Origin of the sequence: Nocardia brasiliensis NBRC 14402 (genome assembly GCF_000308475.2) — a bacterium.
GTDB classification, from domain to species: Bacteria; Actinomycetota; Actinomycetes; order Mycobacteriales; family Mycobacteriaceae; genus Nocardia; species Nocardia brasiliensis.
On sequence record NZ_BAFT02000038.1, the window covers coordinates 177250 to 202960 of the forward strand.

General features: G+C 68.2%; 32 protein-coding genes. 12 read left to right on the forward strand and 20 right to left on the reverse strand.

What is annotated here, in order from left to right; translation table 11 throughout:
- Window positions 1-35: 35 nt before the first annotated feature.
- The 3 genes from TY25_RS12280 (at window position 36) to TY25_RS12290 (ending at window position 1196) form a co-directional block, all read left to right on the forward strand.
- Window positions 36-410 carry a PNPOx family protein gene (locus TY25_RS12280; RefSeq protein WP_042256034.1) on the forward strand — a complete coding sequence of 125 codons (375 nt, stop codon included), beginning with the start codon at window positions 36-38 and terminating at the stop codon, window positions 408-410.
- 99 nt (window positions 411-509) lie between these two features.
- Entirely contained in the window at window positions 510-797 is a 288-nt protein-coding gene (locus TY25_RS12285) for an ArsR/SmtB family transcription factor (RefSeq protein ID WP_042256035.1), read from the forward strand.
- 3 nt (window positions 798-800) lie between these two features.
- Window positions 801-1196, forward strand: a complete 396-nt coding sequence (locus tag TY25_RS12290) for a VOC family protein (RefSeq protein ID WP_042256036.1) — start codon at window positions 801-803, stop codon at window positions 1194-1196.
- 5 nt (window positions 1197-1201) lie between these two features.
- On the opposite strand, the gene crcB is transcribed toward TY25_RS12290, so the two are convergent.
- From crcB to TY25_RS12305, 3 genes are all read right to left on the reverse strand, one after another.
- Complete coding sequence (crcB, locus tag TY25_RS12295; protein WP_042256037.1) at window positions 1202-1567, reverse strand: fluoride efflux transporter CrcB; 366 nt, start codon at window positions 1565-1567, stop codon at window positions 1202-1204.
- Window positions 1564-2088, reverse strand: a complete 525-nt coding sequence (locus TY25_RS12300; protein WP_042256038.1) for a fluoride efflux transporter FluC — start codon at window positions 2086-2088, stop codon at window positions 1564-1566. Before TY25_RS12300 ends, crcB begins: the two co-directional genes overlap by 4 nt.
- A 428-nt stretch (window positions 2089-2516) precedes the next feature.
- Window positions 2517-3164 carry a hypothetical protein gene (locus tag TY25_RS12305; protein ID WP_042256039.1) on the reverse strand — a complete coding sequence of 216 codons (648 nt, stop codon included), beginning with the start codon at window positions 3162-3164 and terminating at the stop codon, window positions 2517-2519.
- A 166-nt stretch (window positions 3165-3330) separates the two neighbouring features.
- Between TY25_RS12305 and TY25_RS12310 the strand changes: the two genes are divergently transcribed.
- From TY25_RS12310 to TY25_RS12320, 3 genes are all read left to right on the forward strand, one after another.
- Entirely contained in the window at window positions 3331-3843 is a 513-nt protein-coding gene (locus TY25_RS12310) for a phenylacetaldoxime dehydratase family protein (protein WP_042256040.1), read from the forward strand.
- A 239-nt stretch (window positions 3844-4082) separates the two neighbouring features.
- Window positions 4083-4700 (forward strand): arsenate reductase/protein-tyrosine-phosphatase family protein, encoded by a 618-nt coding sequence (locus TY25_RS12315; protein ID WP_042256041.1) that lies wholly within the window; start codon window positions 4083-4085, stop codon window positions 4698-4700.
- A 175-nt stretch (window positions 4701-4875) separates the two neighbouring features.
- Window positions 4876-5256 carry a hypothetical protein gene (locus tag TY25_RS12320; protein ID WP_226887429.1) on the forward strand — a complete coding sequence of 127 codons (381 nt, stop codon included), beginning with the start codon at window positions 4876-4878 and terminating at the stop codon, window positions 5254-5256.
- A 67-nt stretch (window positions 5257-5323) separates the two neighbouring features.
- Here TY25_RS12320 and TY25_RS12325 read toward each other — a convergent pair whose 3' ends face one another.
- From TY25_RS12325 to TY25_RS12380, 12 genes are all read right to left on the reverse strand, one after another.
- Window positions 5324-6244, reverse strand: a complete 921-nt coding sequence (locus TY25_RS12325; protein ID WP_042256043.1) for an acyl-CoA thioesterase — start codon at window positions 6242-6244, stop codon at window positions 5324-5326.
- A 3-nt stretch (window positions 6245-6247) separates the two neighbouring features.
- Window positions 6248-7666, reverse strand: a complete 1419-nt coding sequence (pyk, locus tag TY25_RS12330) for a pyruvate kinase (RefSeq protein WP_029902459.1) — start codon at window positions 7664-7666, stop codon at window positions 6248-6250.
- A 223-nt stretch (window positions 7667-7889) separates the two neighbouring features.
- A complete protein-coding gene (locus TY25_RS12335) occupies window positions 7890-9212 on the reverse strand; it encodes a hypothetical protein (protein ID WP_042256044.1) in 1323 nt (440 codons plus the stop codon).
- Window positions 9213-9283: 71 nt separating this feature from the next.
- The gene (locus tag TY25_RS44005) at window positions 9284-9952 is read right to left on the reverse strand and encodes an amino acid ABC transporter permease (protein ID WP_042256045.1); all 669 of its coding nucleotides are present in this window, start codon (window positions 9950-9952) and stop codon (window positions 9284-9286) included.
- A 12-nt stretch (window positions 9953-9964) separates the two neighbouring features.
- Window positions 9965-10693, reverse strand: coding sequence for an amino acid ABC transporter substrate-binding protein (locus TY25_RS44010; RefSeq protein WP_029902465.1), 729 nt, complete (start codon window positions 10691-10693; stop codon window positions 9965-9967).
- 306 nt (window positions 10694-10999) lie between these two features.
- Window positions 11000-11515, reverse strand: coding sequence for a TM2 domain-containing protein (locus tag TY25_RS12350; protein WP_226887430.1), 516 nt, complete (start codon window positions 11513-11515; stop codon window positions 11000-11002).
- Window positions 11516-12090: 575 nt separating this feature from the next.
- Window positions 12091-13467 (reverse strand): prolipoprotein diacylglyceryl transferase, encoded by a 1377-nt coding sequence (gene lgt, locus TY25_RS12355; protein ID WP_042256047.1) that lies wholly within the window; start codon window positions 13465-13467, stop codon window positions 12091-12093.
- A 107-nt stretch (window positions 13468-13574) separates the two neighbouring features.
- A complete protein-coding gene (gene trpA / locus TY25_RS12360; protein WP_042256049.1) occupies window positions 13575-14375 on the reverse strand; it encodes a tryptophan synthase subunit alpha in 801 nt (266 codons plus the stop codon).
- 64 nt (window positions 14376-14439) lie between these two features.
- Window positions 14440-15702 (reverse strand): tryptophan synthase subunit beta, encoded by a 1263-nt coding sequence (gene trpB, locus TY25_RS12365; protein WP_042256051.1) that lies wholly within the window; start codon window positions 15700-15702, stop codon window positions 14440-14442.
- Entirely contained in the window at window positions 15699-16517 is an 819-nt protein-coding gene (gene trpC, locus TY25_RS12370) for an indole-3-glycerol phosphate synthase TrpC (protein ID WP_042256053.1), read from the reverse strand. The genes trpB and trpC overlap by 4 nt, the downstream gene beginning before the upstream one ends.
- 183 nt (window positions 16518-16700) lie before the next feature.
- A complete protein-coding gene (locus TY25_RS12375) occupies window positions 16701-17582 on the reverse strand; it encodes a TIGR02234 family membrane protein (protein WP_172595779.1) in 882 nt (293 codons plus the stop codon).
- On the reverse strand, window positions 17579-19138 hold the full coding sequence (locus TY25_RS12380; RefSeq protein WP_042256054.1) for an anthranilate synthase component I: 1560 nt from the start codon (window positions 19136-19138) through the stop codon (window positions 17579-17581). The genes TY25_RS12375 and TY25_RS12380 overlap by 4 nt, the downstream gene beginning before the upstream one ends.
- A gap of 174 nt (window positions 19139-19312) precedes the next feature.
- Between TY25_RS12380 and TY25_RS12385 the strand changes: the two genes are divergently transcribed.
- The 4 genes from TY25_RS12385 to TY25_RS12400 all read left to right on the forward strand — a co-directional run bounded on the left by TY25_RS12385 (window position 19313) and on the right by TY25_RS12400 (window position 21441).
- Complete coding sequence (locus TY25_RS12385) at window positions 19313-19612, forward strand: hypothetical protein (protein ID WP_014983295.1); 300 nt, start codon at window positions 19313-19315, stop codon at window positions 19610-19612.
- A 59-nt stretch (window positions 19613-19671) separates the two neighbouring features.
- A complete protein-coding gene (locus TY25_RS12390) occupies window positions 19672-20133 on the forward strand; it encodes a peroxiredoxin (protein ID WP_029902482.1) in 462 nt (153 codons plus the stop codon).
- A gap of 89 nt (window positions 20134-20222) precedes the next feature.
- On the forward strand, window positions 20223-20804 hold the full coding sequence (locus TY25_RS12395; protein ID WP_042256055.1) for a hypothetical protein: 582 nt from the start codon (window positions 20223-20225) through the stop codon (window positions 20802-20804).
- Between the two features lie 202 nt (window positions 20805-21006).
- The gene (locus TY25_RS12400; RefSeq protein ID WP_226887431.1) at window positions 21007-21441 is read left to right on the forward strand and encodes a MarR family winged helix-turn-helix transcriptional regulator; all 435 of its coding nucleotides are present in this window, start codon (window positions 21007-21009) and stop codon (window positions 21439-21441) included.
- Between the two features lie 6 nt (window positions 21442-21447).
- Here the strand turns inward: TY25_RS12400 and hisI are convergent, their stop codons facing one another.
- On the reverse strand, window positions 21448-21795 hold the full coding sequence (gene hisI / locus TY25_RS12405) for a phosphoribosyl-AMP cyclohydrolase (protein ID WP_042256056.1): 348 nt from the start codon (window positions 21793-21795) through the stop codon (window positions 21448-21450).
- Window positions 21796-21815: 20 nt separating this feature from the next.
- Window positions 21816-22232 (reverse strand): MarR family winged helix-turn-helix transcriptional regulator, encoded by a 417-nt coding sequence (locus TY25_RS12410; protein ID WP_201773659.1) that lies wholly within the window; start codon window positions 22230-22232, stop codon window positions 21816-21818.
- 72 nt (window positions 22233-22304) lie between these two features.
- Here TY25_RS12410 and TY25_RS12415 point away from each other — a divergent pair, with 72 nt between their 5' ends.
- Both TY25_RS12415 and TY25_RS12420 read left to right on the forward strand, forming a co-directional pair.
- Entirely contained in the window at window positions 22305-22655 is a 351-nt protein-coding gene (locus TY25_RS12415; RefSeq protein WP_042256057.1) for a DMT family transporter, read from the forward strand.
- A gap of 35 nt (window positions 22656-22690) precedes the next feature.
- Window positions 22691-23011, forward strand: coding sequence for a DMT family transporter (locus TY25_RS12420; protein ID WP_042256058.1), 321 nt, complete (start codon window positions 22691-22693; stop codon window positions 23009-23011).
- Between the two features lie 250 nt (window positions 23012-23261).
- On the opposite strand, the gene hisF is transcribed toward TY25_RS12420, so the two are convergent.
- The 3 genes from hisF to priA are packed head-to-tail and all read right to left on the reverse strand — an operon-like array spanning window position 23262 to window position 25601.
- Window positions 23262-24035, reverse strand: a complete 774-nt coding sequence (gene hisF, locus TY25_RS12425) for an imidazole glycerol phosphate synthase subunit HisF (RefSeq protein WP_042256059.1) — start codon at window positions 24033-24035, stop codon at window positions 23262-23264.
- A 4-nt stretch (window positions 24036-24039) separates the two neighbouring features.
- Window positions 24040-24873, reverse strand: a complete 834-nt coding sequence (locus tag TY25_RS12430) for an inositol monophosphatase family protein (protein ID WP_042256060.1) — start codon at window positions 24871-24873, stop codon at window positions 24040-24042.
- The gene (priA, locus tag TY25_RS12435; protein WP_014983285.1) at window positions 24870-25601 is read right to left on the reverse strand and encodes a bifunctional 1-(5-phosphoribosyl)-5-((5-phosphoribosylamino)methylideneamino)imidazole-4-carboxamide isomerase/phosphoribosylanthranilate isomerase PriA; all 732 of its coding nucleotides are present in this window, start codon (window positions 25599-25601) and stop codon (window positions 24870-24872) included. The genes TY25_RS12430 and priA overlap by 4 nt, the downstream gene beginning before the upstream one ends.
- Between the last annotated feature and the right edge of the window lie 110 nt (window positions 25602-25711).

Below are 25711 nucleotides of genomic sequence, written 5' to 3' on the forward strand. Positions count from 1 at the left end.
TTACGCTCGTAAGGCAGCAAGTGAAGGAGACTCCGATGCCGATGCCGAAATGGTGGGGACACGTGAACAAGCGGGTGTTCAATCCGCGCGCCCTCGCGGGCGGGAAGTGGCCGGTGCTGACCCATGTCGGACGCACCTCGGGCACGACCTATCGCACACCGTTGGACGCCCATCCGGTCGCGGGCGGCTACCTGTTCATCCTGGTCTACGGGTCAGGTGCGGACTGGGTGCAGAACATCCTGAAGGCCGGGCGCGCCGGGCTGCGGATCGACGGCCGGGATCTGCAACTCGAGAGTCCCCGCCTGATCGGGGAAGCCGAAGCGTTCCAAGCACTTTCGAAGGAGGTGAGCCGCCCGCCGAAACTGCTCCGCATCACCGAATTCCTCCGCATGGATCTGGTGGAAAGCTGAGCGGCGACAGCTTGCCTTCCCGCTCGACGCGACTCCCCCACCCGGCACGATTCGCCACTGGACGTGACATGCAAGCGTTTACTTGCCTATAGTGAGGGGGTGAGCGAAAGTACCGACTCCGCCGAGGTGTTCAAGGCGCTGGCCGACCCCACGCGCCGGGTGATCCTCGACGAGCTCGCCGAGCGCGACGGTCAGACGTTGTTCGAGCTGTGCGGGCGGCTGACGATGCGACACGGGATGTCGTCGAGCAGGCAGGCGATCTCCCAGCATCTGGCGGTGCTCGCGGTCGCCGGGCTGGTGACTGCGAGCCGGGAGGGCCGGTACAAATTCCACTATCTGAACCGAGAACCGCTGCGAAATCTCACCGATCGCTGGACGAAGGAGTAGGACATGCGCATCAACGTCACCAGTGTGTGGGTCGACGATCAAGCCAAAGCACTGCGCTTCTATACCGAGAAGCTCGGCTTCGTGAAGAAGCAGGACGTGCCGGTCGGCGAGTACAGCTGGCTGACCGTCGTCTCCCCGCAGGCCCCCGACGGTGTCGAACTGCTGCTGGAACCCGACGCCCATCCCGCGGCGCGCCCGTTCAAGAACGCGCTGGTCGAGGACGGTATCCCGTTCACCTCCTTCGCCGTCGACGACATCCACGCCGAGTACGAGCGGCTGCGCGGACTCGGCGTGCAGTTCACCCAGGCGCCGCTGGACCACGGCACCGTCACCACCGCCGTCCTCGACGACACCTGCGGCAACCTCATCCAGATCGCCGAGCACAAGCCCGGCGCTTGAGCCGCTCAGCCCCAAAGGGCTTGGGCGAGTGCCGATCCGAGGAAGATCGCGCCCAGCCCGGTGATGATGCTGCCGACGATATTGGCGACGGCGTAGAAGCGGGCGTGCTTGCGGGCCAGCTGAACCGACTCGAACGAGAAGGTCGAGTAGGTGGTCAGCGCACCGCAGAAACCGGTGCCGACCAGCAGTTGCAGATGCGAGTCCGCACTCACCGTCGCGGTGAGGAAGCCGAGGATCAGGCAGCCGAGGGTGTTGACCGCGAGCGTGCCCCACGGGAAGAGGCTGTCGTGCCGGCGCTGCACGAACCGGTCGGCGAGATAGCGCACCGGCGCCCCGACCATCGCGGCGCCGACGACGAGGACCCAGTTCATTGCGCGTCCTCCGGCTCGCTGACCTGCACATCTAGCGTGACACGCTGTGCACCGAGGGCGATGAACCGTCTGGTGAGCCCGGCTGCGATCCAGATCGCGACGAGGGCCGCCACCGGCGTGGCCACCAATACCGCCAAACCGACTGCCGGGCTACCGTTTTGGATGAGGTGGTCGCTGTCGGCGGCGTAGGTGGAGAACGTGGTGTAGCCGCCGAGAATGCCGGTTCCGACAAGGGGGCGCAGCAGCACGGGCGCCGTCCAGGCCTCGGTGATCAACACCATGAAGACCCCCATGGCCGCACACCCGGTGATGTTGACGACCATCGTGGTGACCGGGAACGTTCCCGGGGCGGTCGGCCAGACCAGAGCCGCGCCGTAGCGTATGGCCGCGCCGAGCGCACCGCCGAGCGCGATGACCGCCAAGATCGGCGCCTGCGCGCTCATCCTGGCGCGCAGCGGCGCGGGATCGAACAGATCGGGATCGATATCGGTCTGCGTGCAGCCGGTACCCGTTGTCGTCATGCCGAGGCTCCCACTCGTGTAGCGCCCGCAGCGGGCGCGTGCCATCACAAGCAGGGACCGTTGTCGGCAACATCGCCGCGGTTCGGGTACGGCGGGCCCCACCGCCGCGCGACACCCCTCGACGAGCGATGCCGCAGCTCCTCCATGATAGTTCGCGCCCGAGTCCCGCCTGGAAGCCGGGGCAGCAATCTCGCGGCCAACCCCGCAACAGCGGCGAGAACGTACGCGATGCGATGGCCGCGGACAGATCGGCTGACAGTTGCCTCGAACACCGCATCACAGGCGAAGCGCTCGAACACCGCGCCCGGACGAAACGTTGTTCGAGCACACCGCGACTTTCGAGGCGTTGCGCGGGCATCCGCGCCGAACGAGGCATTGCTCGACCACCCCGCGACATTGGAGGCGTTGCGCGGGCATATCGCGACAGCTCAGGCGACGGCCGCTCGGGAGCGGGCGTAGGCGAGGACTCCGTCGGCGTGGGTCGACGGAGCGAGGGCGCGCAACTGGTCGAGCGCGTCGTCGAGTTCCGGCGTGGGTCCGCGCTCGGCCAACAGGACGGTGATCGCCTCCCAGGTCGCGACCTGCCGGTCGGGCTGGGCCAGTAGCTCGTCCAGGTAACGGTCGGGCTCCAGGAGTTGGCGGGCGCGGCGGGCGTAGGCGTGCACGCGACGGGGTAGCTCGGCGCGGATGGCCTCGACATCACCGCTCTGCACCTGGCCCGGCTGGTCGGGTTCGGTGCGCAGCGACCACAGCTCGGTCATGGATTCGGGCAGGCCGTCGGCGATCAGGTCGGGACCGGTGGCCGCCTCGAGCGGACTGGGCGCGCGGCCCAGTTGCGCGGCGCGCCAATTGCCGAATTCCCACCATGCGATCGGCGTGACGCGCAGGCTCAAACCGAAGCGCAGCACCTGCTGCCCGTCGGTCCAGGACCGCAACGCCCTGGTGCGGCCGACCACCGCCACACCGCCTTCCTCGACCCGCACCCAGCTGGGCTCGGCGCCCTCGAACCCGTACGGCTGCAAGAGCTTTCCGATATCACGCAGCAGGCGGCGCAGTGCCGCGTCCGGTGTGGCCATCTCCGCAGATTAGCGGTGCGCACCGACAGGACCGCGCATCCGCCGACGCGCCACGCCGGGCCGCCAGGGCTTTCCCGGGGCGCCGCGGACCGATCTGAACTGATCGCTCTTGTGTCTCGTATCCAACGCATAGGGTGATAGGAGGCCCGAGTCAGCGGAGGTTGCGATGCGGGTGCACAGGACGACGGTCGATCTGCGGGATTATCCGGATCTGGTGGTCATCTACCTGGGGATGCGGGTGCACAAGCCACGCGGCCTGCTGCGGCTGCTCGGGCTCGGCCCGAAACTGTATCGCTCGCACCAGGATCGGCCCGACGGGCTGTTGCTGCACGAAGACGTGATCTGGTCGCTGTTCCCGCCGCACTGGGGCGCCCGCCAGTACTGGCGCGACCTGGACAGCCTGGAGCGCTGGACCCGGTCCGACCCGCACCGCGAGTGGTGGCACCGGTTTCTGCGCGACTCCGGTGGCGCGGGATTCTGGCACGAGGCCTACTTCATGCGCGGCGGCATCGACGCGATGTACGACGATATGGCGCGGCCGACGGGGATGGCGCGGTTCGCGCCGGTGATCGACTCGCGCGGCCGGATGTTCAGCACCCGCGGCCGGGTGTACGACAAGCCCGCCAAGGTCGCGCCCGTGGTGGACGAGAAGACGCTCTACGGCAACGAATTCGACTAACGGTCACGCCGATCACGAGGCAATCACAACGTTGTGTTTCGATACACCACGGGTGGGGTAAGTGCAGGAGACCACAGTTGCACATGATCATCCGATGAATGCGGCGCACATCTCGATCCGAGACTTTGTGCGGCGCAGTTCGTGTACGGCGCTCGACCTGCAGATGAACACTCGTCCAGGTAACCGAATTCGGAGGTTTTCGGACATCCACGGTGTATTCGAACGTTTACCGTATCCCTATGCACGTCCTGTTCGTCTGCAACGGCAATGTTTGCCGTTCGGTGATTGCCGAGCGCGTCACCCGCGCTCTCGCCGTCGAACACGCGCTGCCGAATGTGACCGCCGAGAGCGCGGGAACCCGTGCGCTGGTGGGCTTTCCGGTCGAACCGCTGGCGGCGCAGGCGATCGAGGGCCTGGGCGCGGACGCGAGCGAGTTCAAGGCCCGCCGGCTGAAGCCGGACATGGTGGACAACGCCGATCTGGTCCTCACGATGACCCAGCAGATCCGGGACCAGGTGAGCGAGATGGGCTTCGGGGTGGCCGCCCGCACCTTCACACTGCTGGAGGCACACCGCATCGCGCACGTGACCGGCGCGCGCTCGATCGCCGAACTGCACCGTGCGCGCAACGATCTCGCGCTGGTCGGCCGGGAGAACATCGCCGACCCGATCGGCCTGTCCGAACAGGCCTACTGCGAGGTGGGCGACCGGATCGCCGAAGCGCTGGTACCGCTGATCCTCGCCCTGGCTCCGCACGAGCAGCCGCGCCCGGCCGGCGCCGAGCTCTCCGGCCTGATCATCGAGCCGCGCCTGGAATCCGCGCCGCTGGCTTCTTTCCTCGCCGCACACCGCCGATAAGCGCGCACACCGCGGCAATTGCGCAGTTCGACACAGCAATGCAGGGCTGCTATGTCCATTTCCGGGCGCGAGGGATTACACTCCCGCGGACAACAACTTCCGCCGTTGCTGGTTCGACACACGACAGGAATCAGACATGCCGAAACGCATTTCGGATGTTTCGCTCCATGTGTATGTGACATCGGAAACCCTCGAACGCGTCGTCCAGACCGTCCGCGAGGTGGTCGACGAGCATCTCCAGGATCGGGAGGTGTTCGCGTGGCGCTTCACCCTGCCGGTGGACACCGACGACCCAGCCCACGACGCACTCGAAAGCCAGTGGCGTGCGGCGCATCCCGGGCAGGACCCGGGCGGCTACGGCACCTACGAGATCGCGCTCAGCCTGGTCGGCGCCCGCGCCGAACTCACCGATGCCGCGATGGCGCGCTTGGAACAGCAACTGCGGCAGGGGATCTCCGGCGTCGCGCGTACCGCGCCGGGCGGCGGGATTCCGTTCACGATCCGCGCCATGGAACGCGCCGATGTCGATCTCGACACCGAGCGCGAACGAATCTGACTGCTACCCGGCAACTCTCACCGTCCGCCGTGCCCGGCGACGCGGGTCGCCGGGACAGCGGTGGGGTTCAGCCCGCGGTGGTGGTCGAACGCGCCGGGAAGTGCCGGATCAGGCCCTCTTGCACGGTAGTGGCGAGCAACTCGCCGCTGCGGGAAAAGAATCGGCCGGTGGCCAGCCCGCGCGAACCCGACGCCACCGGGGATTCGGTGGCGTAGAGCGCCCAATCGTCGAACCGGAACGGCCGGTGGAACCAGATCGAATGATTCACCGTCGCGGCGACGATCCGGTCCAAGCCCCAGGAAAGACCGTGCGTGGTGATGATCGAATCCAGCACGGTGGTGTCCGAGGAATAGCCCAGCGCCGCCACATGCAGCAGCGGATCGTCGGGCAGCTGCCCGTCCGTGCGCATCCACACCCGGTTGTGATTGAGCCGCTCCCCCGTGCCCTTCAGGATCCAGGCCGGGTCGTTGGTGTAGCGCATATCGATCGGATGCGGCGCCTTGATGAACATCTCCAGCTTGTCTTCCAAGCCTTGGAAGCTCTCCTCCACCCGGGGCAACGTCTCCGGGTCGGGCACCTCCGGCAGCGGGTGCCCGTGCTCGAGCCCCTTGTTCCAGTCCTGGAACGCCGCCAGCATCACGAAGAGCTCTTGGTCGTCCTGGTAGGCGGTGACGGTGCGGTTGGCGAACGCGCGACCGTCCCGGTGCCGGTCCACCCGGTACTCGATCGGCTTCTTCGTGTCGCCACCGCGCACGAAATGCGCGTTGATCGCGTGCACGGGCCGGTCGCCGACCGTGCGGCCGGCCGCGATGATCGCCTGCGCGACCAGCTGACCGCCGAACGTGCGGCTCCACACCTTCTCCGGGTGCTGACCGACGAACACGTCCTCGTCCATCTGCTCCAGATCGAGCAGACCGAGCAAAACGTCGAGATCAGACCGTCCGGTGGCCGACGCGTCGACCACCGTTCCACCGAGAGACCTGCTCATAGACTAGTGATCCTCCTCGCCGATGCGATGTACGTGGATCAGGTTAGTGGAACCGACAGTACCGGGCGGGGAGCCCGCGACGATTACCACCAGATCACCTTTTTGGTATCGCTCCATTGAGAGAAGTGCTACATCGACCTGGTGGATCATAGCGTCGGTGCTGTCCACCGTCGGCACGATGAACGTTTCCGTGCCCCAGGTCAGCGCGAGCTGACTGCGGACCTCCGGCAGCGGCGTGAACGCCAGCAGCGGCAGCGGGGTGTGCAGCCGGGCCAGGCGGCGCACGGTGTCGCCGGACTGGGTGAACGCCACCAGCGCCTTCGCGTTGAGCCGTTCGCCGATGTCGCGAGCCGCGTAGGAGATGACACCGCGCTTGGTGCGCGGCACGTGGGTCAGCGGGGGCACCCGGGTCGACTCGGTCTCCACCGCGTGCACGATGCGCGCCATGGTGCGCACCGTCTCGATCGGGTAGGCGCCGACCGAGGTCTCACCGGACAGCATCACCGCGTCGGCGCCGTCGAGCACCGCGTTGGCCACGTCGGAGGCCTCGGCCCGGGTGGGGCGCGAGTTCTCGATCATCGACTCCAGCATCTGGGTCGCCACGATCACCGGCTTCGCGTTCTCGCGCGCCATCTGGATGGCCCGCTTCTGCACGATCGGCACCTGCTCCAGCGGGAGCTCGACGCCGAGGTCACCGCGGGCGACCATGACCGCGTCGAACGCGAGCACGATCGCTTCCAGGTTGTCGATGGCTTCGGGCTTCTCCAGCTTGCCGATCACCGGCACCCGGCGGCCGACCCGGTCCATCACGTCGTGCACCAGCTCGACGTCGGACGGGGACCGCACGAACGACAGCGCGATGAAGTCGACGCCGAGCTTCAGCGCGAATTCCAGGTCCTCGATGTCCTTCTCGGACAGCGCGGGCACCGAGACGTCCATGCCGGGCAGCGAGACGCCCTTGTTGTTCGAGACGGGGCCGCCCTCGGTCACCCGGCAGACCACGTCGTTGCCGACGACCTCGATCACGGTGAGGCCGACCTTGCCGTCGTCGACGAGCAGGCGGTCACCGGGCTTGGCGTCCTTGGCGAGTTCCTTGTAGGTGGTGGAGACCCTGTCGTGCGTGCCGTCGATATCGTCGACGGTGATCCTGACCTCTTCGCCCGTCGCCCAGACGGTCTTGCCCTCGATGAAGCGGCCCAGCCTGATCTTCGGCCCCTGCAGGTCGGCGAGAATGCCGACCGCTCTGCCGAGGTGATCGGAAGCCTGCCGCACCTTCTTGTAGTTTTCGGCGTGATCCGCGTGTTCGCCGTGACTGAAATTCAGCCGAGCCACGTCCATGCCGCTCTCGACGAGTTCGCGGATACGGTCCTCGGTGGCAGTAGCCGGGCCGAGCGTGCACACAATCTTCGTCCGTCGCATCACGGGTAGAGCCTAGTCCCGCCGGGTAGCCACAGCCTGCTGTGCCCCAGGTGAAAGCTGGGTGAAAAAAACGATCGCGACTTGGTGAAACCTACAACTGTTACGAATAGCGCAACACCGCAGGCCAGCGGTACGTATTTGGAACGACGCCGGAAAATGTTACTCGCTGGTAGAAATTCGCGAGGCGGAACCGGGTGAAATCGAGGCGTCCGCGAACGGCCCCGCGTCACCGTTCGAGAGAGACCTCGCGGTAGCTGAAGCCGAGTTCCGGGAGTCTGCCGGTGCGGGTGTAGTGCACGAGGAGCACGTCCACTTCGGCGGGGGCGAAGACCTCGTTCGGGTAGACGTACTCCACGCAATTGTCGAAGTGGATCGGGACGTCGGCGGTCGGTACGGAGATCTGCGGGACGCAGTCGTCCACCGCCGGGTCCTCCGCGTCCGTGCCCGAGTCGTCGGCAGCCACCGCGACCCCATCCGGTTCCCGTGCGCGCAGCGGGATGACAGGCGCCAGCGGCTCATCGGCCGGCACTGTCGCGTTGTCCGCCGCCGACTCGGGCACAAGAAGCGGTGTCCCGTCCTCCGATATGAGCACAGCGGACGCCACCTCGATTGTTACCCATTCGACCGCATCGAACTCGATCCGATCCATCGCCACCGACAGCTCGTCCATATCGTGCTGAATCTGCTCCAACCATTCGCCGGACTGCCGCAATGACTCTCGCATGACCTCGACGGGCGAGGTGGCATGCCGGCCGATCGCGAACTGCCGGTACTCCGTACCGTCCCACAACCGCCACTCGACCAAGTAGCGGCCGCCCGACCCGGCGACCTGCAGAAACTCAGCACCCCCGGCGACCTCCTCGTCATCGAGGTCCGCCCAGGCCCGGCCCGGAGGGAGGGTGGCGAGGACCAGCACCGCGGATTCGTCGCCGAGTTCGGGATCCTGCTCGGCTTCGGGCAGCAGCGCCGCGAATTCACCCTCGGCAACCGTCGCGAGCACCGGCCGATAGCACCCGTGGTCAACGGTCAGGACGTGGGTCTGCACACCGAATTCGGTCCGCCCTTCGGCGGAATCCAGTTCGCGCAGTGTGTATTCCGCGTCCGGGACGGTTCCGGCGCAGTAGTAGGCGAGGAACAACGCACCCGCTTGCTCGACGTCGAATATCTCGTCGGCCCGGGCGGTGACCGCACGGCCGAGATCGAATCGCACTGTGCGCGAAGAGGAATCGGCCGCGCCGCGCCGCGCGACGCGATATCGGCGCGGCCGGCCGTCGACCGTGCGCCGCACCTCGACGACGACTTCGTTCATCGGTCCGACCGCCAGCAGGCAGTCGTCACACGCAGCCGGCCGATCCGCTTCCCCCGGCGGCCGCACCGCCCACCGGAGCCGCAGAAACCACTGCCCGCGCCACGCCCGGTAGATCAGGAAGCCGCGAAAGTAGTGCTCGTCCAGCGGAACGCCGGTCGGCACTGCCACCGGCAGCTCGTCGTCCCATGGCACCCGATAACGATGCGGCGCACTGGCTTCGAGCACGTACCAGCCGTCCACCGCCGCCTCCTTCCGATCCCGGCCAAAGTAGCTTTCGGCGCGTGGGCGGCCAAGCCGGGAAAGGAAGGGGCTCAGGTGGCGACGTGCCGGGCCAGGCGGGTCTCCAGGCGGGTCTGGCCGAAACCGAGGATCAGGCAGATCACCCAGTAGTAGACCGCGGCCACGCCGTAGAGGGCGAAGAAGTCGAACGTCGGGGCCGCGGCCAGCTGCGCGACCCGCAACAGCTCGGTGACCAGGATCGTCGAGGCCAGCGAGGTGTCCTTGACCAGCGAGATCAAGGTGTTCGACAGCGGCGGCACCGCGATCCGCGAGGCCTGCGGCAGGATCACCAACCGCATCATCTGCGGATAGCGCAGGCCGAGCGCCTGCGAGGCCTCCCACTGCCCTTTCGCCACGCTGAGGATCGCCGCGCGGACGATCTCGGCCGCGTAACCACCGACATTGAGGCTGAACGCGATCACCGCCGCGGGGAACGGATCGATCACGATGTCGAACTGCGGCAGCGCGTAGAACACGATGAACAGCTGCACCAGCAGCGGCGTGCCCCGGATGATCGAGATGTAGAACCGGGCGGCCGCCGAGAGCGGCCACACCGGTGACATCCGGGCCAGCGCCACGAACAACGCGATCACCAAGCCGATGACGAAGCTGATCGCGGTGAGTGGAATCGTCTTGTTGACCGTGGCCTGCAGCATCGGCCACAGGTTGTGCCAGATCAGTTCCCGAGTGGCGGCATCCATGAACGGCGTCGGCTACTTGCTGACGTCGGTGCCGAAGTACTTGTCCGAGATCTTGGCCAGCGTGCCGTCGGCGCGCAGCTCGGTGAGCGCCTTGTCGACATCGGTGATCAGCCCGTCACCCTTGCGGGCGGCGAACGCCTGCTGGCTGGTCTCGCCCGTCTTGCCCGCGATCTTCACGCCGTTGTCACCGGTCTTCTTGGTGTACTCGGCGACGGCGAGGGAGTCGTTGACGGTGGCGTCGACCCGGCCGTTCTTCAGCAGCTGGATGGCCTGCACGAAACCCTCCACCGCTTCGACCTTCGCGCCCGCGCCCGCCGCGACCTTGCCCCAGTTACTGGTCGCCGACTGGGCGCAGGTCTTGTCCTTCAGGTCGGCCAGCGTGGTGATGCCGTTGTTGTCCGACCGGGTGACGATCACGCCGTCGGAGGTGGTGTACGGGCTCGACAGCGCGTACTTGTTCTTGCGCTCGTCGTTGATCGTCACCTGATTGGCCACCAGGTCGAACCGCTTGGACTCGAGGCCCGCGAAGATGGCATCCCACGGCGTCTGCACGAATTCGACCTTCTTGCCGAGCTTCTCGCCGACCGCCTGGATCACCTCGACGTCGTAGCCGGTGATCTTGCCGTCCGCGCCCTGGAAGCTGAACGGCGAGTACGTGCCCTCGGTGCCGACCTTCAACACATTCGGATCACTGCTGCTACCGCAGGCGGTGAGCCCGGTGGCGGCGACGATGGCGAGCATGGCGGCGGCGAACAGCTTGCGACGCACGGGTTCCCTCTCTTCGGTGTATGGAGCTCCACACACAACACGCAAATCCGGCCAAGGCTACGCCGGTATTTCTGCGAAGAACCCTATATCGATCATGGTGCGCGAAACGGTTGTACGGTCCAACCGGGTCTGCGCGTCGATCATGCGGGCCGGATTCTGTTGCTTACGTCGCGCTGGGTCCTTCGTCCTCGGCGAGAGCCTTCCCGGGCAGAGGCGACCTGACCTGATGCAACAGAAAGGCGGGCACCCGGAGATGCCCGCCTTCTCGTGGTGGCTGCGTCAGTCGCGCAGCGGGCGACCGTCGCTGTCGGGCACCTTGCCGACCAGCATCAGGATGCCGTCCACGAGCGGCCAGATGAAGCCGACACCGCAGGTCAGCCAGGTGACCGCGATCTGAGCGATGGCGATGCCGGTGTAGCCGGTGTAAAAACGGCCGACGCCGAAACTGCCGAGGAAGATCTGCAACAGGCCGGCGATCAGCTTCTGCTTCTCGGAGAAGGGCACACCGAACTGGTCGCGGCCGAACGGGGCTTCCGGATCGTTCGGGTTGTAGCCCTGCGGCTGGCCGTAGGCGGCGGGCGGGTAGCCGCCCGGCTGCTGGCCGTACGGGTTGGGCTGACCGTACTGCGGCTGCGCGTACGGATCAGCGGGCTGGGCGTAAGCATCGGCGGGCTGGCCGTACTGCGGCTGGCCCGCGGTGTCCTGCGGCTTGTTCAGGTCCGGACCCGTACCGGGCGGGCCGTACTGCGGGCCGCCTGCACCGGGATTCTGCTGGTAGGGGTCGGTCACTGACATGTCCTCCTCAGTCGGCCGGGGCGCTCCCTCATCGGCCCCCGACATGGATCCATCCGCCGAGCGGGAAGCTGCTCGCGACGATCACGAGACATTCTGGCCGGGCCGACGTATTTTGTCGCCCCCTTACCGTTCGGGGCATTCTCCCGAATTATCGCCGGTGCCGAGGTTCCGTTATCCGCCACGGAAAATCCGGAGCAAACCGGTGCGCGGTACCGCCGCAGCTACAGCGGTACCGCGCAGCACAGGACTTGCCAGGACCCGTCGAGGACGTCGGGTACACCCCGACAGAAACGGTGCCACCCCGCTCACAGCGGCACCGCGCGGCGCAGGACTTGCCGGGATCGGTCGGCGACGCCGGGTACACCCCGACAGAAACGTGCCGCCCCACTCACAGCGGGACCGCGCAAGCGCAGGACTTGCCAGGACCGGTCGGCGACGCCGGGTACACCCCGACAGAAACGTGCCGCCCCCTCACAGCGGGACCGCGCAAGCGCAGGACTTGCCAGGACCGGTCGGCGACGCCGGTGCACGCCGACGTGAACGGTGCCGCCGCACGCACAGCGGCACCGCGCCGGTCAGGATTTGCCGGTATCCGTGGCGTCCTTGGCGGTGCCCTTCGACAAGGAGGCGTCGGCGGACGCGGCTTCGGCGGAATCATCCGAAGCACCCTCGGCAGTGGTCTCGCCGGCCTTGCCGGTGGGCTCCGAGGCGGCGTCGGTGGCGGTCGACCCGCTTGTCTCAGCCGCGGTATCCGTGGTGGTCGACTCGGCTGCCTTACCGGTGGACGCCGGCGCGGCGTCGGTCCCGCTCGTCTCAGCCGCGGTGTCTGCGGCGGTCGCCCTGTCCGCCTTGCCGGTGGACGTCGAAGCGGCTTCGGTCGCACCCGACTCGGCCTCGGCGGCGTCCCCAGCCGCATCGCCGCCCGCGGCAACCTCCTCCGGCTCACCCGCGGCAGCTTCGTCCGCGGACTCGGTGGACGCGTCCGCCGTCTCGTCGGCCGAATCCTTGCTCAGCGCAACGGCACCCGCACCCGCGCCGGACGCCGCCGCCGCGCGCAACGCGCCGAGCTGCCACGGCCATGGTCGCTGCTCGGTCGCGGGCTGCAATTGTTCGGCCGTCTCCCGGCCCTTGGTCGCGAACACGAAATAGGCGATGGCGGCGAGGAATACGAGCGCGGAGGTGAACGAGTTGATGCGAATGCCCGCGATCTTGGTGGCCTCGTCGTCGCGCATCAGCTCGACGAAGAAGCGGCCGAAGCTGTAACCCGCGACGTAGAGCGCGAAGAGCCGGCCGTGCCCGATCCGGTAGCGCTTGTCCAGCTGCACGAGCAGCACGACGATCAGCACGTTCCAGAGCAGTTCGTACAGGAAGGTCGGATGCACGACCTTGTCGACGACGCCGTTGGAGACGCCGTTCATCGCGTCCGGCTTCAGGTTGTCGTCGTAGCGGAAGTAGATCTCCAGGCCCCACGGTAATTCGGTGGTGCGGCCGTACAACTCCTGGTTGAAGTAGTTGCCGAGCCGGCCGATCGCCTGGGCCAGCAGGATCGGCGGCGCGATCGCGTCGCCCAAGGCGGGCAACGGGATTCGATACACCCGGCAGCCGATCCAGGCGCCGACGCCGCCGAGCAGCACCGCGCCCCAGATGCCGAGGCCGCCGTTCCAGATCTCCAGCGCGGCTTTGGGGTCGCCGTCGGCGCCGAAGTACTTCTGCCAGTCGGTGGCGACGTGATACAGCCGGCCGCCGACCAGACCGAACGGCACCGCGAACATCGCGACGTCCAGGATGGTGCCGGGCTGCCCGCCGCGAGCGCGCCACCGCCGCTCGCCCCACCAGATGGCGACGATGATGCCGAGGATGATGCACAGCGCGTAGGCCCGCAGCGGGAAGGGACCGATGTGCCACACGCCCTGCGGGGGGCTGGGAATGTACGCCAGGACTCGTAAGGTCACGGGGCCACCGTAGCGGAGATCGCGCAGCGCGCTGGAACCACCGCACCGTGGCGGCCTTCTGGGGAGCCATCACGCCCCGCAGAACTCTGCTGCAGAGCCCCTCGGGACTACGACGCGACAGTCGCCGAACGCACGCCCTCGGCCAGTTCGGCGGTCAGCGCGCGCACCGCGTCCAGGCTCTCGCCCGCGGCACTCACCAGGGCCGAGCCGACGATGACTCCGTCTGCGTAGGAAGCGATTTCGGCCGCCTGCGCCCCCGAGCGCACGCCGAGACCGACACCGATCGGGATATCGGAGTGTGCCCGGATCCGCGCGCACAGCGCGGGCGCCGCCGAGGAGACCACGTCCCGCGCACCGGTGACACCCATCGTCGACGCCGCGTAGACGAACCCGCGTGACGCCTCCAAAGTCTTCACCAGGCGCTCCTCGGTGGAGGACGGCGCGACCAGGAAGATGCGGTCCAGGTTGTGCGTGGACGAGGCGACGAACCAGTCGTCGGCTTCGTCGGGAATCAGGTTGGGCGTGATGATTCCGGCGCCGCCCGCGGCGGCGAGATCGCGCGCGAAACGGTCGACGCCGTACTTCAGCACCGGATTCCAGTAGCTCATGACGACCGCCTGGCCGCCGGCGCTGGTGATCGCCTCGACGACGGAGAACACGTCACGCACCCGCACTCCCCCGCGCAGCGCCTGATCGGCGGCGGCCTGGATGGTCGGGCCGTCCATCACCGGGTCGGAGTAGGCGACGCCGACTTCGACGATGTCGCAACCGGATTCGACCATGGTGCGGCAGACCTCGATGGAACCGGCCAGATCGGGGTAGCCCGCGGGCAGGTAACCGATGAGCGCGGCCCGCCCTTCCCCGCGCGCGGCGGCAAAGGTATTCGCAAGGCGAGACTGCTGACTCATGACTGCGCCTCGCTGACGCTCGGCGCCGTCGACGTCATGGACGCTGTGCCTATGATTCGCTCGCTCATGACTGACTAGCCCCTTCATCCAACAGCCCGAACCAGCGCGCCGCGGTGTCCATGTCTTTGTCACCGCGCCCGGAGAGGTTGACCAGGATGATCGAGCCGGGGCCGAGTTCCTTGCCCAGTTGCAGGGCGCCCGCGACCGCGTGCGCGGACTCGATCGCCGGGATGATGCCCTCGGTGCGGCTGAGCAGCAGCAGCGCGTCCATCGCCTCGGTGTCGGTGACCGGGCGGTATTCGGCGCGGCCGATGTCCTTGAGGTAGGCGTGCTCGGGGCCGACGCCCGGGTAGTCCAGACCGGCCGAGATGGAGTGCGACTCGATGGTCTGGCCGTCCTCGTCCTGCAGCAGGTACGAGTACGCGCCCTGGAACGCGCCCGGCGTGCCGCCGGTGAACGTGGCTGCGTGCCTTCCGGTTTCGACGCCGTCGCCGGCCGCCTCGTATCCGATCAACCGGACCTCGGCGTCGTCGATGAAGGCGTGGAAGATGCCGATGGCGTTGGAGCCGCCGCCGACGCAGGCGACGACCGCGTCGGGCAACTGCCCGGTCGACTCCTGCACCTGCACCCGGGCCTCCAGCCCGATGACGCGCTGGAAGTCGCGCACCAGCATCGGGAACGGGTGCGGGCCCGCGGCCGTGCCGAAGCAGTAGTAGGTGTCGTCGGCGTTGCTGACCCAGTCGCGCAGCGCCTCGTTGATGGCGTCCTTGAGCGTCTGCGAACCGGTGGTCACCGAGATCACCTCGGCGCCGAGCAGGCGCATGCGCGCCACGTTCAGCGCCTGCCGCGCGGTGTCGACGGCGCCCATGTAGATCACGCAGTCGAGGCCGAGCAGCGCGCACGCGGTGGCGGTGGCGACGCCGTGCTGGCCGGCGCCGGTCTCCGCGATCACGCGGGTCTTGCCCATCCGCTTGGCCAGCAGCGCCTGACCGAGCACGTTGTTGATCTTGTGCGAACCGGTGTGGTTCAGGTCTTCGCGCTTGAGCAGGATGCGGGCGCCGCCCGCGTGCTCGGCGAGCCGGGTGCACTCGAACACCGGCGACGGCCGCCCGGTGTAGTCCCGCTGCAACCGATCGAGTTCGTTCAGGAAGTCCGGGTCCAGCCGGGACTTCTCGTAGGTCGCGGTGACCTCTTCGATGACCGCCATCAGCGCCTCGGGCACATGCCGGCCGCCGTAGACGCCGAAGTGGCCGCCGGTGTCGGGCTCGTGCGCGCTGCGGTGCGCGACGCCTTCGCTGGCCGCGGGTAGACCGCTCACCGTCGTCACCGGCCCCGCCGCGCGGGCTTCGGGCAGGACGGGTGGGTACCGGCGGTCACCAGTTCGGAGACCGCGGCACGCGGATCGCCACTGGTCACCAGGCCCTCGCCGACGAGCACCGCGTCGGCGCCCGCACCGGCGTAGGCCAGCAGGTCGGCGGTGCCGCGGATGCCGGACTCGGCGATCCGGATGACCTCCGTGGGCAGGCCGGGCGCGATCCGCGCGAACACATCGCGGTCGACCTCGAGCGTCTTCAGGTTGCGCGCGTTCACCCCGATCACCGACGCGCCCGCCTCCAGCGCGCGGTCGGCCTCCTCCTCGGTGTGCACCTCGACGAGTGCGGTCATGCCGAGCGATTCGGTGCGGTCGATCAGCGAGGACAGCACGTCCTGTTCCAGCGCCGCGACGATCAGCAGGATCACGTCGGCGCCGTGCGCCCTGGCCTCGTGGATCTGGTACGGGCCGACGACGAAGTCCTTGCGCAGGATCGGGATGTTCACCGTGGCACGGACCGCGTCGAGGTCGTCGAGCGACCCGTGGAAGCGGCGGCCCTCGGTGAGCACGCTGATGATCCGCGCGCCGCCGTCCTCGTACGCCTTGGCCAGGCTGGCCGGGTCCGGGATGTCGGCCAGTTCGCCCTTGGAGGGGCTGGCCCGCTTCACCTCGGCGATGACGCCGATACCGTCTTCGAGGAGTGCCGCGCGCGCGTCGAGCGGGCTGGACGCCGCCGCTGCGGCCGCCTTGATCGCCTGAAAATCGAGGAGGGCTTCCCGAGCGGCCACATCCGCGCGGACCCCGTCGAGAATCGAGTCGAGTACCGTCATCTGGCTCGAATCCTTTCTGGGGAGACGGACTTGCTACCTGAGAATCCCCCCAGGCGCTGTCTCACCGATGCTGACCAAGAATAAATGGACGTACCGGCCGCGTTTTCGGCGGGTCTTGTTGTGGACCAGGCAACCAATCCGCGCGCAAGGTGGGGCCCACCACAGTCGCCGCGCGTGGATATCTCAGCGGGCACGACCGCCCGCCTCGCCCTTGTCCGCCGCTTCTGGTCCCCGGTCCGAGGTCACGGCGTCTTCGGTCGGGTCGGTGCCCGCGTCCAGCGCGTCCCACAGCACCCGCTCGGACAGCTGACCGGCGTTCGGTTCCGTGCCCGCCTGCGCGTCGCGGCGCTGGGCGACCTGTTCGGTGGCGGCCGCGCGCCGGAACACCGGGTTGTCGTACTTGCCGGACAGGCGCGCGGTGTCCTGCGGCATCCGGGTGAGCAGTGCGCCCGCCACGAACGCCGCCATCGCACCCAGCAGGGCGAGCACCGCGGGCAGTGGCGCGGTCGTCGCCTGCTCCACCTGCGCCCGGCCCGGCAGTTCGGCCAGCGTCGCAGCCCGTTCGGCGATCTTGCCGGAGCTGGTGAGCAGCGCGAAGGCGGGCACCGCGGCGACCGCGGCGACCAGCGCGATGAGCACCCCGAGCATGCGACGCAGCCAGCCGCGGGTGGCCAGCACCGCCGCGACGGACGCGAGCAGCACCAGCGCCAGCGGCGTGAGCGCGCCGAACCAGACGCCGCCGTTGAGGCGATCGGTGCGCGGCTCGGTGAGGCCGTCCGAGGAGGTGACCGTCACCCAGGTCAGTCGCGAGGCGCCCCACAGTGCCGCGGCGGCGAATGCCAGCAGGACCAGCGGACCGATCGGGTACTTGCGTCGCGAGTCGGGTGCGGCGGAAGCGTCCTGGACGCCGGCGGCGAGGTTCGAATCCGCAGCAGCCCGGCCCGAATCCGCGGCGGCCGCATTCGAATCCGCGGCGGCCGGGCTCGAATCTGCGGCCGCCGGGGCCGAATCCGCGGCGGCCGCATTCGGATCCGCGGCGGCTCGGCTCGGCTCGGATTCGCTCATGCGGTGTCGCCGTTCGTCGCGTCCGGTTCCGCGCCGAACGCGCGGACCGTCTTCGCCGAGGCGATCGCGCGCAGCACCGCCATGGCCTTGTTGCGGGCTTCGACGTCCTCGTACTCGGGATCGGAGTCGGCGACCACCCCCGCGCCCGCTTGCACGTACGCGGTCCCGTCCTTCAGCAACGCGGTGCGAATGGCGATCGCGGTGTCCGCGTCGCCGGCGAAGTCGAGGTAGCCGACGACGCCGCCGTAGACGCCGCGCCGGGTGGGCTCGAGTTCCTCGATGAGCTCCATCGCGCGCACCTTCGGTGCACCGGAGAGCGTGCCCGCGGGGAAGCAGGCGCGCACCGCGTCGAGCGCGTTCTTGCCGGGCGCGAGCCGGCCCGACACCGTCGAAACCAGGTGCATCACATGGCTGTAGCGCTCGATGTGCCGGTACTCGGTGACGCGCACGGTGCCCGGCTGGCAGACCCGCCCGAGGTCGTTGCGGCCGAGGTCGACGAGCATCAGGTGCTCGGCGTTCTCCTTCTCGTCGGCGAGCAGGCCCTTCTCCAGCAGGATGTCGTCCTCTTCGGTGGCGCCGCGCCAGCGGGTGCCCGCGATCGGATGGGTCGTCGCCACGCCGTCCTTCACGGTCACCAGCGATTCGGGGCTGGAGCCGACGATGGAGAACGCGGTGCCGCCGTCGCCGTCCGGGATGTGCAGCAGGTACATGTACGGGCTCGGGTTCGAGGCGCGCAGCATGCGATACAGGTCCAGCGGGGCGCCGTCGTAGTCCATCTCGAAGCGCTGCGAGAGCACCACCTGGAACGCCTCGCCCGCCTCGATCTCCTTGACCAGGCGGCGCACACCGGCGCCGAATTCTTCGGTGGTGCGTTTGCGCCGGTACTCCGGGTCGGGCTGGTCGAACACCGAGACCGTGGAGGGCGCGGGGGCCGCGAGGGCCTCGGTCATCCGGTCCAGGCGGGCCAGCGCCTCGTCGTAGGCCTCGTCGACCCGTTCGGCGGTGCCGTTCCAGTTGACCGCGTTGGTGATCAGGGTGATCGCGCCCTCGTGGTGGTCGAATGCGGCCAGGTCGGTGGCCAGCAGCAGCACCATCTCGGGCAGTTGCAGATCGTCGAGAGCCAGGTTGGGCAGGCGTTCGATGCGCCGGACCGCGTCGTAGCCGAGGTAGCCGACCATGCCGCTGGTCAGCGGCGGCAGGCCGGGCAGCCGCTCGGTGCGCAGCAGTTGCAGCGTCTCCCGCAGCGCCACCAGCGGATCACCGCCCGCGGGGGCGTCGACCGGGATGTTGCCGAGCCACGCCGCCTCGCCGTCCACCACGGTCAGCGCCGAGGGGCTGCCCGCGCCGATGAACGACCAGCGCGACCACGATCGCCCGTTCTCGGCGGACTCGAACAGGAAAGTTCCCGCCCGGTCGCCGGCCAGCTTGCGGTACGCGGAGAGCGGAGTTTCGGAGTCCGCCAACACCTTTCGGGTCACCGGTACCACTCGATGGGCCGCGGCCAGCTGATGGAACTGTTCGCGGGTCGTGGTGGTGGGAGTCGACGCGCCGTGCATAGGGCCATCATCCCAGGTACCCCCAGCGCTTTTTCGCGCGCACCCTGACTCCGTTCACTTCCATCCCAAAAGCAACCGCCCGGTTCCGATGCCGCGCGCGGCGCTGTGATCGACGTCTCTACACTCGCTCCGTTCCATCTCGCACGCGGTATCCATATCGAGAGGAGTCAACTGATGTACCCCTCGCAACCGGAGGGCAGGCACGCCGCACCGGGCGGTGCGCCGAACCAGCCCCCACGGATGGTCGGACTGCAGTCGAACAAGGCCGCGCAGGCGGCGGGCGCGCAGAGCGCGCTAGCCACCTTCGTCACCTACGCGAAGGCGCTCGAATCGCTGGACCGGAACCACTTTCCGGACGAGTACGCCATGCATGCCGACCGGCTCAAGGAACTCAAGCCGTTCCTGCGTGCCCACGGCATCCTCGACGTCATGCAGGTCAAGAACCCGGAAGTGGCCGCTCTCATCGGAGTGTGAGGACGGGTCCGAAACACGGAGAGTACCGGGTGCGACAAGTGCCCGGTACTGTCTCTTTTATGCAGACAGGCCAGCTCGCTCCCCAGTTCGAGCTCCCCGATCAGTCCGGCACGCTCCGTTCGCTCGACGCCTTGCTCGCGAACGGTCCGCTGGTGCTCTTCTTCTATCCCGCCGCCAACACTCCGGTCTGCACGGCGGAGGCCTGCCACTTCCGTGATGTGGCGGCCGATTTCGCCGCGCTCGGCGCGTCCTGTGCGGGCATCAGCGCCGACGCGGTGGCGACCCAGGCCGGTTTCGCCGACAAGCAGCGCCTCGGCTATCCCCTGCTCTCCGATCCGGACGGCGTGGTCGCCGCGCAGTTCGGCGTGAAGCGCGGACTGCTCGGCAAGCTGGCCCCGGTCAAGCGCCAGACCTTCGTCATCGATCAGGACCGCACCGTGGGCAAGATCATCACCGGCGAATTGCGGGCCAACGTGCACGCCGACGAAGCGCTGAAGTTCCTGCGCGAGCGGGCGAAGTAGGCAAGCCCGCGGCAAATCCCGGCACGGACGTACCGAAACGCCGGGAAGATCAGCCCGTTTCCGCCGCGCACCCGGCTTACCCTGGGGTCATGACTGCGACCGACGGACAGCTGGAGCAGAAATCGACCGGTCCCGCGTGGCGGACCTGGCTCGCCGGCGGGCTGGCTTTGCTCGTCCTCTTGTTCGTCGCCTATTTCATCCTCTCGGCGTTCATTCCACGCTGGTGGGCGCAGCGGATCGCGGAGATGGTCAACGGCAGCTTCGCCAAGGGCATCGGCTGGGGCCTGGTCTATGGCGGCGTGTGCACCCTCGTCCCGCTGCTTCTGCTGCTGTTCGCGGGGCGGGTGTGGCGCCGCCGGGCCGGCCGGTTCCTGGCGGGCGCGGCCGTGGTGATCGCCGCGCTGGTCGCGATTCCCAATCTGATGACGCTGACCATCGTGCTCGGCGGCAGCAACGCGGCCCATGCCGGACAACGGATTCTGGACGTCGACGCGCCCGCCTTCCGCGGCGCGACACTGGTCGGCGCGATCGTCGCGGCGGTGATCTGGCTGGCCGTGCTGGCGCTGACCGTCTCGCGCTGGTGGCGCAGGCGGCATCCGAAGCGTGCACATGCACAAGCGACCCCGCCCGCCGATGCGGCAAAACCCATGACGGGCCCCGGCGGTCTGTGAGTGAACTCACCTCACCTGCCAACTCCATGACGGTCGAGCGAAGTCGTGGCAAACTCAGAGTCACGGGTGACTGTGAACACGCTTTTCAATAATCGCTAGTCTTACTAACAAAACCACGTCACTTGGCTTGAAAGAAGGCACACCAGTGACGAAGTGGTTAGACCCCGTAGAACAACGAGCTTGGCGCGCGGTTGTTGCGCTGATGACACGCCTACCAGGCGCTTTGGACACCCAGCTGCAACGAGAATCCGGGGTTACCCATTTCGAGTACTGGGTTTTGACCCTGCTGTCCGAGGAACCCGGGCATCGGCTGCAGATGAGTGACCTCGCACACAAGGCAAATGCATCGCTATCACGGCTTTCGCATGTGGTGTCGAAGCTGGAGCGGATGGGCTGGGCGCAACGTTCGGCTACCGCCGGGCGCCGTGGCGTGCAGGCCGTACTCACAGACGACGGCTACCACAAGGTGGTCGAAGCGGCCCCCGGTTACCTGGATGCCGTGCGGCACATGGTTTTCGACGGTTTGGAGCCGGAGCAGACGGCTCAGCTCGCCGAACTCAGCGAGCTGCTCGCGGATCATCTGACCGATGCGCTCAGCCGTCCCGACACCGGCGGCGCCGCAGAACGCGGCACCTAGGCCCGGCTAGGCCGGATCGGCGAGCAGCACGTCCGTATCGAAGCAGGTGTGTGTCCCGGTGTGACACGCCGCGCCTTCCTGATCGACGACCAGCAGCACGGTGTCCCCGTCGCAATCGAGCCGAACCTCGTGCACGTACTGCGTGTGGCCCGAGGTCTCCCCCTTGACCCAGTACTGCTGCCGCGACCGCGAAAAGTAGGTCGCCTTGCGGGTTTCCAGCGTGCGGGCCAGCGCCTCGTCGTCCATCCACGCGACCATCAACACGTCGCCGGTGCCGCGCTCCTGCGCGACGGCGGACACCAGGCCCGCGTCGTTGCGCTTGAGCCGGGCGGCGATGGCGGGATCGAGACTCATGTGACCGTTTATAACAAAGCTCAGACCCGGGCCCGGCGCAGGGCGGCCACGGTGTCGTCGTCGGATTCGTCCAGGGCCGCGGCGAGCGTGTCGCGGTAGGTGCCGCGGGCCGCCTCGTACCGGGCCCGCCCCTCGTCGGTGATCACCGTGTAGACCCCGCGCCGATCGTCCGGACAGAGATCGCGGTAGGCCAGGCCTGCGGCGTCGAGCCGCCCGACGAGCCTGGTCACCGAGCTCTGATTCAGCCCGAGCCGGTTCGACAGATCCTGCATGCGCAGCTCGCCGTCCTCGGCCTCGCGCAGGAACCCGAGGGCACGGAACTCCGACAGCCCGAGCCCGTGCCCACGCTGCACCGCCGTCGCCAACCGGCCTTCCACCTGGACGTACAAGGCGGACAGCCGACTCCACATCTCCTCGTCGCGCACCGTGTTTGACACAAATTATTTGTACATGCATACTTCTCCTCGCGCAACTTAGTTGCATATACATACAAATAAGGAGCTGTTCCGATGGCCTGGATCTACCTACTGATCGCCGCCGTGTTCGAAGTGGTCTTCGCGCTGGCGACCAACGCCACGCACGGATTCACCGTGCTCGGCCCGTCCCTGCTCACCGCGGCCGCCGCGGCGGGCGGCATCTTCTTCCTCAGCCTCGCGCTGCGCACCCTCGACGTCGGGGTGGGTTACACCGTGTGGACCGGCATCGGCTCGGTCGGCACCGTCACCCTCGGCACGGTGATCTTCCACGAGACGCTGAACGTCTGGAAGGTGCTCGCCTTCGTGCTGATCATCGGCGGCGTACTCGGCCTGAAACTGGCCGACACCTTCGCCGCTCGCGCCGCCCAGCCCGTAACCGCCTGATCCCCCACTTCACCACCAGCACAGGAGTTTTCGTCATGGCCTGGTTATTTCTCGGCATCGCCATCGTGTTCGAGATCGCGTTCGCGCTCGGCACCAACGCGACCAACGGCTTCACCAAACTGTGGCCCTCGGTCTTCACCCTGGTCGCCGCGGCGGGCGGCATCTTCACGCTGAGCCTGGCGCTGCGCACCCTGGATGTCGGTGTGGGATACACCATCTGGACCGGCGTCGGCGCCCTCGGCACCGTCATCCTCGGCGCGCTCGTCTACCACGAGAAGATCACCCTGCCCAAGATCGTGTCCTTCGCCGCGATCATCGCCGGCGCGGTCCTGCTCAAAGTGGCCGCAGGCGCCTGAACGCACCCGACGACCCGCTCGGCCTCCAAGCTGAGCGGGTCGTGCTCGTTCCAGCGAGACCCGCTATGCGCCTTCAGCCCTCGCGCGATCCACCGGCAACAGTCAGCGGAACCACAGCGAGTCGCCGCCGCGGCCATAGCGACCGACCAGCGGGATTCTTCAGCGAAAGTCACTGGCGGTCAAAGATTCGGCGAGTTCGGCACATCGACGGGTGACCTGCCGCATCCCCGGCAGGGCCTGGTTCTGCGGACTAGCGGACGACGATGTGCTCGGCGCGCATCGAATCCTTCACCTGGCCGATGGTGAGTTCGCCGAAGTGGAAGACGCTGGCTGCCAGGACGGCATCGGCGCCGGCCTGGACGGCGGGGGCGAAATGCTCGACGGCGCCCGCGCCGCCGGAGGCGATCACCGGCACGGTGACGGCGGCACGCACGGCGCGGATCATCGCGAGGTCGAAACCGGCCTTGGTGCCGTCGGCGTCCATCGAGTTCAGCAGGATCTCCCCGACGCCCAATTCGGCGCCGCGGGTGGCCCATTCGACCGCGTCGATGCCGGTGCCGCGTTTACCGCCGTGGGTGGTGACCTCCCAGCCGGACGCCGTCGCGGGCTGCCCCGCGGGCACCGTGCGCGCGTCGACGGACAGCACGATGCACTGCGAACCGAACCGCTCCGACATTTCGCGCAACACCTCGGGGCGCGCGATGGCGGCGGTGTTCACCGACACCTTGTCCGCGCCCGCGCGCAGCAGCCGGTCCACGTCGTCGACGGTGCGCACGCCGCCGCCGACGGTGAGCGGGATGAAGATCTGTTCGGCGGTGCGGGTCACCACGTCGATCATGGTGCCGCGGTCGCCGGTCGAGGCGGTGACGTCGAGGAAGGTGAGTTCGTCGGCACCCTGCGCGTCATAGGTCGCGGCCAGCTCGACGGGATCGCCAGCGTCGCGCAGGTTTTCGAAGTTCACGCCTTTGACCACCCGGCCCGCGTCGACATCCAGACACGGAATCACGCGTACCGCCAACGTCATTGCCTCACCCTTCCTCCGCGGTCGCCGGATCGGCGACCGTGCAGATCATCTCGAGCAGTTCCTCGTGCACGCCGGGCGCCGCGGCGAGCACCGAACCCGAGGTGATGGTCCACGGCTCCCCCGCCAGGTCGGTGACGACACCGCCCGCCGCCCGGATCAGCGCCACCCCCGCGGCGTTGTCCCAGGGATGATGCCCGAACACGATCGCGCCGCCGAGCACTCCGGAGGCGGTGAACGCCAGGTCGATTCCGGTCGAGCCGTGCATCCGCACCCGCGAGGAGAGCCTGCTCAGCGGGCCGAGCAGATCGAACCGGAATTGGCCCGGAATCCGGCCGCGCGCATCGACATTGAACGCGCCGAAGCCGATCATCGCCTCGGCGAGCTTGCCGTGCGGCAACGGCGGCAGCGGCTGACCGTTCAGCAGCACCGGCCCGCCGGCCTGCGCGGCGTAGCGTTGCCCGAGCAGTGGCAGCCAGGTGAGACCGAGCACCGGCTCGCCCTCGTGCACCAGGGCGAGCAGCATGCCCGAAAGCGGGTGCCCGGACGAGTAATTGAAGGTGCCGTCGATCGGATCGAGCACCCACGAGGTGCCCGACACCAGGTCCGGCCCGCCGAATTCCTCACCGTGCACGCCGATCCCGGTACGCTGCTCCAGCTGCGCCGAGATGGTGCGCTCCAGCTCCAGGTCGAGTTCGGTGGCGAAGTCGTTGCGGCCCTTGGCCACCGCGCTCGGCGCGCCGACGCCCTCGACGAACCGCGAGGTGACCGAATCCAGGATGTCGCGCGCGATATCGAGCAGTGCCGAAAGGTCGGGCAGCGCCGGGGAATCCTGGCTCATCTCACCGCGGCCAGCGCCTCGGGCAGGGTGAACCGGCCCGCGTAGAGCGCCTTGCCGACGATCGACCCCTCGACGCCGTCCGGCACCAGCTCGGCGATCGCGATCAGGTCATCGATGGTGGACACGCCGCCGGAGGCGATGACCGGCGCGTCGGTCGCGGCGCACACCTCGCGCAGCAGGTCCAGGTTCGGGCCGGTGAGGGTGCCGTCCTTGGTGACGTCGGTGACCACGTACCGGGTGCAGCCGTCCCGTTCCAGGCGCTCGAGCACCTCCCACAGATCGCCGCCGTCGCTGACCCAGCCGCGGCCGCGCAGCCGGTGTTCGCCGTCGATGATCCGCACGTCCAGACCCACCGCGATCCGCTCACCGTGCTGGGCGAGCGCCTTGGCGCACCAGATCGGGTCCTCCAGCGCGGCGGTGCCGAGGTTCACCCGGTGGCAGCCGGTGGCCAGCGCCGCGGCCAGGGAATCGTCGTCGCGGATACCGCCGGACAGCTCCACCTTCACGTCGAGCTCGCCGACCACCTCGGCGAGCAGCTCGCGGTTCGAGCCGCGCCCGAAGGCGGCGTCCAGGTCGACCAGATGGACCCACTCCGCGCCCGCCTCTTGCCACGCCAGCGCCGCCTCGCGGGGCGAGCCGTAGCTGGTTTCGCTACCGGCCTCCCCCTGCACGAGGCGCACGGCCTCTCCATTGGCGACATCGACGGCGGGCAGCAGCACAAGACTCACGACTGCGCCTCGCTGGCGCTCGGCTTCGTCGACGTCTTGGACGCTGCGTTGATGGTTCGTTCGCTCCGCTCACTCACTTTGAACAGCCTAGTCGTCCCGTCTTCGCGCCC